General features: G+C 45.7%; 11 protein-coding genes. 5 read left to right on the forward strand and 6 right to left on the reverse strand.

Annotation, left to right across the window (positions count from 1 at the left end; genetic code table 11):
- The first annotated feature begins 9 nt into the window (after window positions 1-9).
- Window positions 10-1197 carry a class I SAM-dependent methyltransferase gene (locus tag AC5RDS_RS03545; protein ID WP_022160059.1) on the forward strand — a complete coding sequence of 396 codons (1188 nt, stop codon included), beginning with the start codon at window positions 10-12 and terminating at the stop codon, window positions 1195-1197.
- Here the strand turns inward: AC5RDS_RS03545 and AC5RDS_RS03550 are convergent.
- Window positions 1194-2669: a radical SAM/SPASM domain-containing protein gene (locus tag AC5RDS_RS03550; protein ID WP_195457728.1), complete on the reverse strand. Its 1476-nt coding sequence runs from the start codon at window positions 2667-2669 to the stop codon at window positions 1194-1196. The two genes, AC5RDS_RS03545 and AC5RDS_RS03550, sit on opposite strands and share 4 nt — an antisense overlap.
- Window positions 2670-2844: 175 nt before the next feature.
- On the opposite strand from AC5RDS_RS03550, the gene AC5RDS_RS03555 reads away from it, so the two are divergent.
- Entirely contained in the window at window positions 2845-4044 is a 1200-nt protein-coding gene (locus AC5RDS_RS03555) for an MFS transporter (RefSeq protein WP_013610722.1), read from the forward strand.
- Here AC5RDS_RS03555 and AC5RDS_RS03560 read toward each other — a convergent pair.
- From AC5RDS_RS03560 to AC5RDS_RS03580, 5 genes are read right to left on the reverse strand one after another with little or no spacing between them, the layout of a single operon-like run.
- A complete protein-coding gene (locus AC5RDS_RS03560) occupies window positions 4023-5105 on the reverse strand; it encodes an AMP-binding protein (protein WP_118108102.1) in 1083 nt (360 codons plus the stop codon). The two genes, AC5RDS_RS03555 and AC5RDS_RS03560, sit on opposite strands and share 22 nt — an antisense overlap.
- 4 nt (window positions 5106-5109) lie before the next feature.
- A complete protein-coding gene (locus AC5RDS_RS03565) occupies window positions 5110-6153 on the reverse strand; it encodes an o-succinylbenzoate synthase (RefSeq protein ID WP_118104194.1) in 1044 nt (347 codons plus the stop codon).
- A gap of 29 nt (window positions 6154-6182) precedes the next feature.
- Window positions 6183-6998, reverse strand: coding sequence for a 1,4-dihydroxy-2-naphthoyl-CoA synthase (gene menB / locus AC5RDS_RS03570; protein ID WP_013610719.1), 816 nt, complete (start codon window positions 6996-6998; stop codon window positions 6183-6185).
- A gap of 23 nt (window positions 6999-7021) precedes the next feature.
- Entirely contained in the window at window positions 7022-8716 is a 1695-nt protein-coding gene (menD, locus tag AC5RDS_RS03575) for a 2-succinyl-5-enolpyruvyl-6-hydroxy-3-cyclohexene-1-carboxylic-acid synthase (protein ID WP_368318324.1), read from the reverse strand.
- A 16-nt stretch (window positions 8717-8732) separates the two neighbouring features.
- Window positions 8733-9824 carry a chorismate-binding protein gene (locus AC5RDS_RS03580; RefSeq protein ID WP_118945052.1) on the reverse strand — a complete coding sequence of 364 codons (1092 nt, stop codon included), beginning with the start codon at window positions 9822-9824 and terminating at the stop codon, window positions 8733-8735.
- Window positions 9825-10072: 248 nt separating this feature from the next.
- Here AC5RDS_RS03580 and gadC point away from each other — a divergent pair, with 248 nt between their 5' ends.
- The 3 genes from gadC (at window position 10073) to AC5RDS_RS03595 (ending at window position 13545) form a co-directional block, all read left to right on the forward strand.
- The gene (gene gadC, locus AC5RDS_RS03585) at window positions 10073-11689 is read left to right on the forward strand and encodes a glutamine/gamma-aminobutyrate antiporter GadC (RefSeq protein ID WP_013610716.1); all 1617 of its coding nucleotides are present in this window, start codon (window positions 10073-10075) and stop codon (window positions 11687-11689) included.
- A gap of 63 nt (window positions 11690-11752) precedes the next feature.
- Entirely contained in the window at window positions 11753-12718 is a 966-nt protein-coding gene (gene glsA / locus AC5RDS_RS03590) for a glutaminase A (protein WP_013610715.1), read from the forward strand.
- Window positions 12719-12858: 140 nt separating this feature from the next.
- Window positions 12859-13545 (forward strand): ion transporter, encoded by a 687-nt coding sequence (locus tag AC5RDS_RS03595; protein ID WP_013610714.1) that lies wholly within the window; start codon window positions 12859-12861, stop codon window positions 13543-13545.
- Window positions 13546-14078: the final 533 nt, after the last annotated feature.

Raw genomic sequence — 14078 nt, forward strand, 5'->3', positions numbered from 1 at the left:
GATAAGATCATGCAGCTAACCGCCGGGCTAAAACAATTCATACGCGCACATCTGACTGACAATACCGACAAACTACTGTTGGCCGCTTCCCGCTTTCCCGGTATCGATATCCGTTTTGCCATCGATCAAATTATCGCCCGGCGTCAGATTCAACATAAGCTTCCTTTCTGGTATGAGCAGGATGAATTGATCTATCCTTCCCGCTTGTCCACCGAACAGTGTTCATCGGAACAAACCGCCCTGTATAAACAGCAACTTCTTAGAGGAAATACGGTTTGCGACCTGACCGGAGGACTCGGGATCGATACTTTTTACTTCGCCCAAAAAGCCGGGAACGTTATTTACGTCGAACGTTTTCCGGAATATTGTACCGCAGCACAGCATAATTTCAAGGTGTTGAATACCTCCAATATTCATATTATCCATTCGGATGCATGTGATATTATTCAAACCCTGCAAGCCGATACTTTCTATCTGGATCCTGCACGCCGGGGCAATGGTAATAAGCGACTGTTCGCTCTGACCGATTGTGAACCCGACATTCTCCAGCTCAAACCCTTGCTTTTAGAACGGGCCCGACGGGTAATCGTCAAAATATCCCCGATGGCCGATCCCGAAGAGACCCTGCGGCTCTTACCGGAAACCCGTGAAATCCATATTCTGGCGGTAAGGAATGAATGCAAAGAACTGTTATTCATCCTTGAAGGCACTACCCCCTCTGTACAACCGGTAAAAATATATGCAGTAAATCTAGGCGGTACGACCGCCGAGCCACCTTTTATCTTTACTCCCGACGAAGAGAAAGAAGCTCCGTTGCAAGTGTGTCAAACCTTGCAAAACTATCTTTACGAACCCCATGCTGCCCTCTTAAAAAGCGGAGCATTCAAATTAATCGCTACCCGTTTGAATTTATTCAAATTACACCGGCACAGTCATTTATACACCTCCGAATCTTTATGTCAGGATTTTCCAGGCCGTATCTTCACTATCGAAGAGACCTATGAATTTTCCGGTAAGTTATTGAAACAGCTTTACCGCCAAATTCCCAAAGCCAATCTGACCACCCGTAATTTTCCCCTGACAGTGGCCGAACTCCGCAAACGCAGTAACATAAAAGAAGGGGGTGACATTTATTTATTCGCCACCACCCTCTATTCAGGTCAGCGAGTACTGATCCGGACACATAAAACCCATTAAACACTTAAAGCTTTTTCCTTTTCCTGCTTTTGTTCCGAAGTTTCCCGTTCCTTATCTTTCACCTCATTTCCTTTCCGTTTTTCGGCAGATTTTTCTGTTTCCAGTTGTTTTTCTTCTTTCTGCTCTCCTGTACCGTTTTTACCATACCAGATGTGATCGGCTACTTTCCCCCATTTTTCTGCAGTTCCGACACATTTACCTGTCAATACATCCACATCTTCAGGTTTCAGCATATCCGTAGAATAAGCTTCCGAAACACGCACAACTTCTTTCAGACTATGGGGATTATCCAGCAACGGACAAGGACGCAAATGATTTTTATTAAAAGGCTGGCGTTGTTGATAAGCCTTAAACAAGGGAGAACGAAGTGCTTCCAGCAAAGAAACCTGCTTTATATTGACTGTCGAATAATGAATGAAAGCACAAGGTTCGACATCCCCATTGGCATTGATATGGAAATAATAACGTCCTCCGGCGATACATCCCCTGACATACTCCCCGTCATTCCAGAAATCCATAGCAAAGATCGGCTTTGTCTTACGGAACATACGTACTTGCTCGTACATGAATTTCCGCTGTTCGGAAGTCACCATCAATTCGGGTACAGCATCGTTACCGACCGGCATATAAGTGAAATACCAAACAAAAGCAGCCCCTTGGTCGATCATAAAATCAAGATATTCAGACGACCCGACGACATCGACGTTTTTACGATGATAACAAGTCGACATACCGAATAACAAGCGTTTGCGTTTCAATATCTCCATTGCTTTCATCACTGCCTTGAAAGTACCTTTTCCACGCCGCATATCCGTTTCTTCTCCATATCCTTCGACACTGATAGCCGGTGCAAAATTTCCAACCCTCAGCATATCGTCGGCAAAAGCCTCATCGATCAGGGTTCCGTTGGTAAACGCCAGAAAATAACAATCGGTATGTTTTTCACAAAGTTTGATGATATCTTTTTTCCGGACTAAAGGTTCCCCACCCGAAAAAATAAACATATAAATCCCCAAAGCTTTGGCTTCGGTAATAATACGGTCCAGGGTTTCCAGGTCCATTGACATCTGATGCCCGTATTCGGCCGCCCAACACCCCGTACACTTCAGGTTACAGGCAGAGGTCGGATCCATCAAAATCGTCCAGGGTACATGCACCCCATATTTTTTACTGGTCTCTTTTACAGCACTATTACCGATGATCGCTGCATTACATATCAGGGATTCGAATAGTTTTTTCCTGACATGCGGATCCCATTCCGTATAAGCCTTTTTTACCAGACGCGTCCAATTGTTCCCGGGATCCTGTAAACATTTCTCTAATTCATCCCAGGAGGATCCGTAAGTCCCGTCAAGGTCTATTTTCCGGATTATCTTTAAAGCTTTAGCCGCATTTACCTCAGGATCTCTTTCTACATACTTCAATAGCTGTTTTATGGCAAAAGCCTGCATCTGATTTTTAAATGTTCTCATCGTGAGTCTGTTTAGTTTATTTCCCTTAATAACGACAAACCATCGAATAAGTTTCGGCATGCCTCCTTTTAGTTTCGATACATTTTTCCGAAATGATTTAACTTTTTAGGTCCGCCTGCGTTACAATTCCATAAACAGACCATGCAAAATTACTTTCTAATTAAGCCATAAAACCATGAAGATCAAAACAGGCCAGGGAAATATGACATTGCAAAAATTGATAGCTATTTATTCTATATCCATGGTAACCTCTTTACCAGGCCTCGCTATCTCACCTATTCTGGGTAAATTGGAGTCGATATTCAGTTCGACAAGTGAATTACAACTGCAAATGCTGGAATCGCTACCCTCGTTTATCATCGTTCCTTTCATCCTCCTGGCAGGACGTATGTCCCTTTATTTCAATACAAAAAAATTATTGATTACCGGTCTGGCGATATTTTCCGCCTGTAGTATCGCCTATCCTTTCGCCGATCGGATGTGGGCATTGCTGCTGATCAGTGGCCTGCTCGGCATAGGAGCCGGACTGGTAATTCCTTTTTCAACAGGCCTGGTCGCCGATTATTTTTCGGGTTCTTACCGGACAAAACAATTGGGCTATGTGTCTGCGATCACTAACCTCACGCTGGTTATCGCCACTTTACTGGCCGGTTTTCTGGCCGGTATCAGCTGGCATTTATCCTTTGTCGTATATTGTATCTCAGGTATTTCCCTGTTTTTCGCATTCTATCTGGACGAAAAACCACCTTTCTATTCCGCTTCGGCCCAAGAGGCAACTCCGGTTCAACAGCCGGCGACACATCATCATAAAAAATACAACTGGTTGATCAAACTCATGCTTTTCTACTATGTGGCTACTTTTCTGGCATTGACCATACCGCTCAATCTCTCCCTTTATATGCATAATCTGAAATTGGGGAATTACGACATTTCCGGCACGTTGATATCCGTATTCTTTTTGTCTATGACTTTACCGGGTTTGCTGATCAACCGCATCATCGCTCTACTGAAAGCCTATACCAATTTTATAGCCATCGTTTTACTGACCGTAGGATTAATCTTCTTTGTCTTCAAAGCAGGTATGTTCTTACTGACCCTCGGAGTCATTCTGACCGGCTTTGGCTATGGAATCATGCAACCGATCATTTACGATAAAACAGCTTCCCACGTAAAACCTTCGGAAGCCACTTTCGTCCTGTCCCTGGTGATGGTGATGAATTATATCGCAATCATCACTTATCCGTTTATCCTACAGGGAATCGAAAGTCTGTTTTCAACGGATTCGGCCTATTTCCCTTTTATCCTCAGCACGATCATCGCCTGTTGTTTCAGTATTTTTGCCTTTTTCCGTCATCATTCGGAGACCCTCAATTGATGGACAGGATAAAAGACCGCATTTTCAGGCAAGGTACGTACAACTTTCCCAGAGGTCGTCTCCCGGAAAAAAGGACTGACTACAAACGCTTTGGGCAACTCGAAACGTCCCAGCAAAGGCCGGATTTTTTGCAGCAATAGTTGCAAAGACACGAAGTCCCAGTGTGCCCCTTCCAAGGCCAGCAGGACACTTTCGCCCAACACTTCATCCGGCCGGGAAGTAATAAAAAAACGTCCCGGGATACTACGGACCAATTTTTGTTCGATTAATTCAGGAAACAATTTGATCCCTCCTGAATTAATCACATAGTCGAACCTTCCCAGCCACTCGAACCGTTTGTTTCCATGCAATCTGACCATATCGTTCGTCACAAAACGGCGGGCTTGTAAATGGGGGGCATCGATGATCAGACATCCCCGCTCATCCTGTTCGAAGCCAACCTCCCCCAAGGCAAAATAAGCCGGATCACTATTCAACTTTTTCAAGGCGATATGAGACACCGTCTCGGTCATTCCATATGTAGCGTAACATTGTGTCGGAATTTTTTTCAACCGTTCTTCTAAAGCCACGGATACCGGAGCCCCTCCGATAATCAGATGACGAATATACCCGAAGCGTTGTTTTTCCGATTCCGATTTCATAGATTCCTCCACCTGCATCGGCACCATAGCAGCCAGGTCGATCCTCCTGTCCACATATTCCTCCTGTCCCGTTATTCGTAAAGGATGAGAGGAAACTTTCACAGTCAACAACTCGGCACCTGCTTCCAGAGCCCTGACGACCATCATCTTTCCCGCAATATACGAAACCGAAAGACACAGCAATAAAACCGATTCCCGGCCGATAGCAAAAAAAGCATTTGTCATACGGGCAGAAGCCCGCATATCCGCTTTGGACAACTGTATCTCTTTAGGAGCACCTGTCGAACCGGAAGTATGCCCCGGTACATAAGAACGATCGTCGAACCACTCTTCTAAAAAAAGGAACAATTCTTCATCTGCCTGTTCACGAAGTTGTTCCAGGCAAGTATACACCCTTCCATTTAACCGTACTTCCATCATATACTCAGCTAATAGACGACAAATCCCACATTCTCTGTGGACGATAATATAATCTTTCCCCGGTCAGCTGCAAAGGTGAAGGGATATTGTTGGTATAGAGCAGCCCTGTTCCTAATCCCTGAGGCATCGGATTCTGTAATCCATACGTCCATTGTGCCAATGCACTCAATCCGATATTCGACTCCAGGGCAGAAGTCACCCACCATCCGATACCTCTTGCTTCAGCCAGCCGGATCCACTCTTCCGTTCCGCTAAAACCACCGGCCAAAGCCGGTTTCAAAATAATGTACCGGGGCCGGATCGCTTCCAGCAATTCACGTTTCTGCCCGGCATCGTTTACTCCGATCAATTCTTCATCGAGCGCTATAGGCACCGGTGTCCGGGCACAAAGCCGGGCCATCTCCCGCCATTGCCCCTGACGGATAGGTTGTTCGATAGAATGCAAATCGTATTTTGCCAAAGCATCCAAGCGTTCCAGAGCTGTCTCAGGAGCGAAAGCGCCGTTCGCATCCACCCTCAGTTCCACGTCTTCCCTACCGAAACGGCGACGGATAAATTTCAATAAGTCGAGCTCCGACTGAAAATCAATGGCTCCGATTTTCACTTTTATACAATGAAATCCGGCATCTAATTTAGCCCGGATTCGTTGCAACATCGTTTCCCGGTCTCCCATCCAGATGAGTCCGTTGATTTCGATCCCTGCTTCGCCGGCAGAAAAAGCAGAAGGAAAATAAATCCGCTTTCCTCCTTGCCGCAAATCGGCGAATGCCATCTCCACACCAAAACGGATCGAACTCCATTCCTGAAGAGAGGCTATCTCTATTTCAGCGATACGATTACAAACCTCTCTCAGCTTTTCTTCATAATCCGGCCGGTCTTCAGCACTTAATCCCCGGAAGAGAGCACACTCGCCAAGCCCGAAGCAGGTCTCCGCGCCTTCCTCCCAAATCCGGATAAAATAAGTATCCTTATCCAACAGAATCCCCCGGGACGTCCCGGAAGGTTCTTTGAAATGAAGCCGATATTTCTGAAAAGATGCTTTCAACATGATACCGATAACCTGATCGAATAAAGAATTCAAGGAAATTTGGGAAATTGATCGAAATCCGGATCCCGTTTCTCTAAAAAGGCATTCTTCCCTTCCTGGGCTTCAGCCATCAAATAATACATCAAAGTCGCGTCTCCGGCAAATTCCATCAGTCCGTGTTGCCCATCCAATTCGGCATTCAAAGCCCGTTTTATCATTCGGATAGCCATAGGACTACGTTTCATAATGGTTTTACACCAATCCACCGTCTCGTCTTCCAATTGTTCGAAGGGAACCACTTTATTGACCATTCCCATTTCTTCGGCTTCTTTGGCTGTATATTGCCGACAAAGAAACCAGATCTCACGTGCTTTTTTCTGTCCGACACAACGAGCCAGATACGAAGAACCAAATCCTCCGTCGAAACTCCCTACTTTCGGTCCGGTTTGTCCGAAACGGGCATTCTCGGAAGCGATAGTCAGATCACAGATTACATGCAACACATGCCCGCCTCCGATAGCATAACCGTTGACCATAGCGATCACAGGTTTGGGAAGTGAACGGATTGCCTTGTGCAAATCGAGTACATTCAGACGGGGCACCCCGTTCTCATCTATATATCCTCCTACACCCTTCACATGCTGATCTCCCCCGGAACAAAAAGCTTTATCTCCGGCACCTGTCAACACGACAACCCCGATATCGTTGCGTTCCCGGCAAATCGTCATCGCATCCAGCATCTCTTTATTCGTTTGAGGACGAAAAGCATTATACACCCGGGGACGGTTGATCGTAATCTTTGCAATTCCTTCGAAGAAATCGAATTTGATATCTTCGTATTCTTTTATGGTTTGCCACTTTCTCATAAACTGTTTTATTTAATATATTATCATTCTCCTTGTAAACTCCGGAAGTAACTTTTCAACACCTCTGCATTCTTCAAACGTGGGGTTTCGACCTCCAGGATCACGGGCCATTCGGTTTCATTGAAGAACTCAGGTAAAACACCGGCCAGTTCAACCTCATCGCTTGCTTTGAAATAACGGAAATGATGAAGTTGTGCAAATCCGCAGACATCTACCTCCGTCCCGGTTTCGAAACATTCTTCCAACTCTTCCAGTTCCGAAGGACCGGATATGAATCTGAAAATACCACCCCCGCCATTTTTCATCACAATAATCTTCAAACGAGAGGATATATATTTATTCCACAATGCGTTGGAATCGTACAGAAAACTCATATCCCCGGTGATCAGCGTTGTTATTCCTTCCCTCATCAAGGCAGCCCCCACAGCTGTTGAAGTCGAACCGTCTATCCCACTTGTCCCCCGGTTTCCGTCTACCCGCTTCACCTGAAAATAGTCGAACAGTTGTCCGTAACGCACAGGAGTACTGTTAGCCAGCTGCAAGGCAGATCCTTCCGGCAATGCCGGCAAAATAAGCGAAAAAGCCTTCCAATCCGACCACTCTACCCGACCGGCAAATTCCTCATGACGTACTGCCGCCGATTCTTTCTTTTCTTTCCAACGCAAAGCATAATCAGATGCCCTACCTTTGGCCACCGCTACCAATTGCGGAAAAAAACCTTCTGCTTCCAATTGGATCTGAGTCGTCAGTACCTGCATGGTATCGGCCGGATGCTCGGTACGATCGATACTCCAATGCCAACGAGGCCGGAATTTCCGCAGATAAGCTTTCACATGCCTGGAAATCAACGGTCCCCCGAAAGTAATCAACAACTCCGGACGATATTCCTCCCGCTCTGTCTCTTTTACCGTTGCCAATACCCGGTCGATCGTTCCGATATGCCGCTCAGAAGTCACATTAGCCAGCGTTTCTGTCAATACCACTACATTCGGATAACCCGCCAACCGATGAAGCGCTTCTCTCAACCGGAAATCAGGCCGATGAAATCCGGCCAGAATCATCACCTTCGGGCAATGATCGAAGATATCCACCAGACGTTGCATCACCCCGACCGACAGACTCGGGGCCGGATCGATACATTCGATCGTCCTTACTTCCCGCTCCGGGTAATCCCTCAGCCCATAGAGCGATTCCCGCAAGGGTATATTCAGATGTACAGGTCCCTGCCGGCCTTTCAAAGCGGTATTCAAAGCATCGTTGACCAGACGATTGGCATACCAGTGTTCGTCTGCATGGAACAGTTCGGCCGGTAACTGATAAGAAGCCTTTACAATATTCCGGAAAACCGCTTGCTGCCGGATTGTCTGGCTATCGTCCTGATCGATCCATTCCACCGGACGGTCGGCCGTGATCACGATCAAGGGTAAACGTTGGTAATATGCTTCCGCTATCGCCGGTGCATAATTCAAAGGAGCAGTCCCCGACGTGCATACCAAAGCCACCGGAACACCCGATTGTTGCGCCATACCCAGAGCCATAAAAGCGGCACTCCGTTCGTCGAGCACGACAAAGTGCCTGATTTGTTTCTCACGGGCAAATGCAACCAACAAAGGAGCATTTCTGGAGCCCGGCGATAATACCACCTGACGGATTCCTTTTTCTTTCAGAACCTCTATCAATATCTTTATTCCTTCTTTATCTGTAGTTAAGTATTCCATATTCCGACGACAAAATTTATTTATCGCTATACTGTACGATATCCAACAAGGTCCTCGATTTCAATTCAGTTTCTTCCCATTCTTTCCGGGGATCGGACAAGGCCGTAATCCCCCCTCCGATATGTAATCTGATTCTATCGGGCCACAACTCCATACTACGTAAATTCACAAACCAATCCCAACATCCGTCACCCGATACCGGCCCCACATACCCGGCATAATACCGCCGGTTACGTCCTTCTATCCGCCTGATCATCGGAAGAGCCGATCCAGCAGGTACCCCTCCCACCGCAGGAGTCGGATGCAAAGCACGACGTACCCGGTCGGTCAGCCCGGGAGTCAGTTTTCCCACATGCTGAAAAACGGTACACAAATGTTCAACCTGTCCGGCTTGTTTTGAAAAGGGGCCCTCCTGTCGCCATTTTTCTCCACATACCGTCTCTAACAGCTCTGCCATATATTCCGTTACGATAGCCTGTTCCTCGATCTCCTTCTGCCCCCAAGCTCCTGATGTTCCTACCCTTCGGGTACCCGCCAGAGCCATAGTCTCGGTTCCAGCCGCCGACTGCCTCAAGAAAATCTCCGGTGTCGCTCCCAACCAACAGGTTTTACCAGGAACAAAAACCAAAAACACAAAAGCTTCCGGATAACGATCAGCCAAAGCAGTATACCAGACAGCCGCTTTTTCATAAGCCCGTTCCTGTAAAGTAATTGTTCTGGACAAAACCATCTTGCGTACCTGACCTTGTTTTAAGGCCGCTACCATCGCCGCCACCTGACTTTCATATTCTTCCCAGGAAATATCCGGTTCCTGCCCGGGTTTAATATCGGTTAGCCCCATAGTCCCGCTTAAGCCGGTCCGGATTTCAATATCCGTCGTTACCTCCCTAAAGGTTATATCTCCCCGGATAAACCAGGCAGGTACTTCTTCAGATTCGGCAAAAGGAACCAGAATAAATCCCTTTCCCTGTTCTCCAACCTGACGGAAAGGGGCAACTTCACCGTCCAGCTGAGCGCCGAAAACAGATTCTCGTTCTCCCGGTAAACGATAGGAATAAAAAGGGGTTCCCTGCTTCAAACAAAGCGTTTGTGCTTCTGCAACTGTCATTTTTATCACTGTTTAGTAGATATCCTGCAAAAGTATCCAAAATTATACAATTAAATATCGGTTTAATTTGTTTTCTTCTTATCCCACTTCAAGGAAAAAGGATTTCCTCCGTCAAAGTTAAATAATGTAAGGATTTAAACATTCATTTTATCAAACTCGTACCTAGGACAGCAAAAGCGATAACAAATTCAAAAAATATAAAACACTTAATTTCAAGCTTATATTTATTAATTAAATTTATTCAAACTATGGCAACAAATTCCAAAAAAACAGGAACGGCGGCAAAAATCGGCGTAATGACCCTGGCTATCATGAACGTTGCAGCAGTAGTGAGTCTTCGTGGTCTGCCGGCAGAAGCCGAATATGGCCTGAGTTCGGCTTTCTATTATCTGTTCGCTGCAATCGTATTTTTAATCCCGACTTCGTTGGTAGCGGCCGAACTAGCGGCCATGTTCTCCAACAAAGAAGGTGGGGTATTTCGTTGGGTCGGTGAAGCTTACGGAAAAAGATACGGCTTCCTGGCTATTTTCCTGCAATGGATCGAAAGTACCATCTGGTATCCGACCGTATTGACCTTCGGTGCTGTATCCATTGCCTATATTGGCATGAATAATGTACATGATGCAGCACTGGCTTCTAACAAAGTCTTTACCTTGGTCACTGTATTGGTCATCTACTGGTTAGCCACTTTTATTTCACTGAAAGGATTGGGCTGGGTAAGTAAAATCTCAAAAATCGGCGCAACGGTAGGAACTATTATTCCGGCCGGTTTACTGATTCTTTTCGGTATTATCTATTTAGCAACCGGAGGGCATAACAACATGGATATGAGTCAGGGATTCTTCCCGGACCTGTCCAATTTCAATAACCTGGTATTAGCTTCCAGTATATTCCTGTTTTATGCCGGTATGGAAATGTCCGGTATTCACGTTATGGATGTAAAAGAACCCGCCAGTAAGAACTATCCTAAAGCCATCTTTATCGGTGCCATCATTATCGTTGTCATTTTCATTCTAGGTACTTTTGCCCTGGGATTGATTATTCCGGCTAAAGAAATCAACTTAACCCAAAGTTTATTGGTCGGTTTTGACAATTATTTGGCTTATCTTCATATTCATTGGGCTTCGCCAATCATCGCCATCGCCTTGATGTTCGGTGTATTAGCCGGAGTTCTAACCTGGGTTGCCGGTCCGTCAAAAGGTATTTTTGCCGTCGGTAAAGCCGGTTATCTGCCTCCTTTTTTCCAAAAAACGAATAAAATCGGAGTACAGAAAAACATCCTGATCATTCAGGGGTGCATCGTTACTTTATTGGCCTTATTATTTGTTGTCATGCCTTCTGTCCAATCTTTCTATCAGATGCTTTCACAGTTGACCGTATTGCTATACCTGATTATGTACATGCTGATGTTTACAGCAGCCATCACTTTACGGTATAAAATGTCCAAAGCCGATCGTCCTTTCGCTATCGGACGGAAAGGAAACGGCCTGATCTGGATAGTGGCAGGCATCGGTTTCCTGGGTGCCCTGCTGGCATTCGTATTAAGCTTTATCCCACCTTCTCAGATTGCAACCGGAAGTAATACCGTATGGTTTACCGTACTGATCCTGGGGTGCATTATCTTTGTAGCCATACCACTGATTATTTATTCTTTGCGTAAGCCGTCCTGGAAAGATCCGAATACGGAAATCCAACCTTTTCATTGGGAAGTTGCTCCGGTTACTGCTACTACAACAAACCCAGCCACAGTAACCCCCACTCCGGTAACAACCCCGGCCGGCACTCCTCAGACTAATACATCGACCGGGCAAACAACAATTCCCCCAACGCTGGGAGCAAAAGAAAACCCGACTTCACAAAAATAATCCCTTTTTCTGTTCCGGCTTATTTTCAATAAATCCGGAACAGAAAAAATTAAATTTTGAATCATGAAAAAGACCATAAAAATAACCGACCTCGAAGCCATTGTCAAACAAGCTCATGAGAAAGTAAAAAATCTGAAAGGCGGAAAGAATGCCGACTATATCCCTTTCCTGGCTAAAATCGATCCTAACCTTTTCGGTATCGCTGTCTGTCTACCCACGGGAGAAGTCATCGAAGCCGGAGATACAACCTATGTTTTCGGTATCGAATCTATTTCTAAAGTCCATACAGCTGTATTGATACTCAAACAATATGGAGCCGAAGCCGTATTGAAAAAGATAGGCGCCGATGCAACCGGGCTTCCTTTCAACTCCATCATGGCAATCTTACTGGAAAAGGATCATCCGAGTACCCCCTTGGTCAATGCCGGCGCTATCAGTGCCGATAGTATGGTTAAGCCCATCGGTGATCCCAATTCGAAATGGGCTGCTATTGCCGACAATATGGCCGATCTATGCGGTAGCGAATTAATATTACAAGACGAACTTTACAAATCGGAATCCGCCACAAATTTCAACAATCGTTCTATCGCCTGGTTATTGAAAAATTACAACCGGATTTACGACGATCCGGACATGTCGCTGGATCTCTATACCCGACATTGCTCTATGGGAGTAACGACCAAACAGTTAGCGATAGCAGGTTGTACGATAGCTAACAAAGGTAAAAATCCGGTAACCGGTAAACAGGTATTCGATGAATCCCTGATGCCCCATATCATTTCCCTGATCACTGCTGTCGGTTTCTACGAACACACCGGCGACTGGATCTACACCAGCGGTATCCCTGCCAAAACCGGAGTCGGTGGCGGCGTGATGGGCTGTCTGCCCGGCGTATTCGGTATTGCAGCCTTTGCTCCTCCATTAGACGATGCCGGAAACTCGGTGAAAGCACAAGCTGCCATCAAATACATCGCCCGGGAACTCGGAGTCAATGTCTTCAGTGGCGACACTGTAGAAATTATAAAATAACTCATAAAGTCGTTTCCCCTGCGAGCGCTTCGTTTACGTCCCCGATGCGTCCCACCGAAAGTCCCGTAAATTAAGTACCCGCAGGGGACACCGACTTTACAAACTTTATGAACTTTACAAATTTTATAAACCCATAGACCATGGTACAGAACGATAAACCTATCGTAAAATTCCTGAACATTATGGTATTGCTCAGTAGCATACTGGTTCTGGTAATTATTTCTATCGAATTATTATCTGCAACAACGATTTTATCCGAACGCTTTATTCTGAATACCCATTTAATGGTCTGTACGATTTTCCTGGCAGATTTCTTTGTCCGCTGGTATTTTAGTCAGGAAGGATGGCATTTTCTGGGTCATCATATCTTTTTATTATTGATTTCTATCCCCTATCTGAATATCGTATATATTTCTTCCGCCCATCTTTCCCATGCCACCTGGGTTTTACTGCGTTTAATTCCTATCGCCCGGGGTATCTACGGTATATCGATCATCGTCAGCTGGATGACCCGCAGTAAAGTAACCAATCTGTTCGTCACCTATCTGTCCATCGTCTTTGTTATCATTTATTTTTGCAGCATCATGTTCTACTTCGTCGAGCATGGCCCAAACCCCATGGTCAAAGACTACTGGGATGCCTTCAACTGGTCATTGATGAACGTCACTACCGTCGGTTCCAACATCTTCGGCGTCACAAAATTAGGCCAATCGCTGGCTGTTATCCTAGCCGCTTCAGGCATGGTATTTTTTCCGATTTTCACTGCATTCGTAGTGGACAACTTCCAGAAAAAGCGGAAAGAAGCGGAAACACCGACACACAATTGATTCTAAAGACCTGAAACAGTATTTCTGTATCGTTTTTAGTTACAACAGTCAGACTTGACTTTAAAACCTTTATAACCGTTAAAACCGCCGTTACTATTTAAAAAGTAGGTTTATTTTTTCTTTCTATTCCGATTCCGGTTTTTATGCCGTCAGACTGGTTCGCCTGGAACGGTCCGTTAAGGCTTTCCTTCACTGACCGGCGGAACTCCTCACTCCGTTCGTCAGACACCACCGGTCGGGCGTTCGGAAACCCTAACCGGACCCTCGTTCCTGCTCCAATGGTCCTCCGGTATAAAACCCGGAATCTAACGTTAGAGCTAACCGGCAAAGAAAATACAAACGGAAATTTACAGCCATAGGAAACCGGACTGTTCGGCTTATTTTCGGGGAGAATGGTATTTCTCAAATCAAGATTAGTCTGCAATTCAGTGATAACGTAAGTCGGAGGTGTTCGTGTTTAGAGACCATTGGAGCTCTGTCGAGTGTCGTCTTGCTTTTTCTGAACGCCCGACCGGTGGTGTCTGACGAACGTA

The organism is Odoribacter sp. (assembly GCF_985060555.1).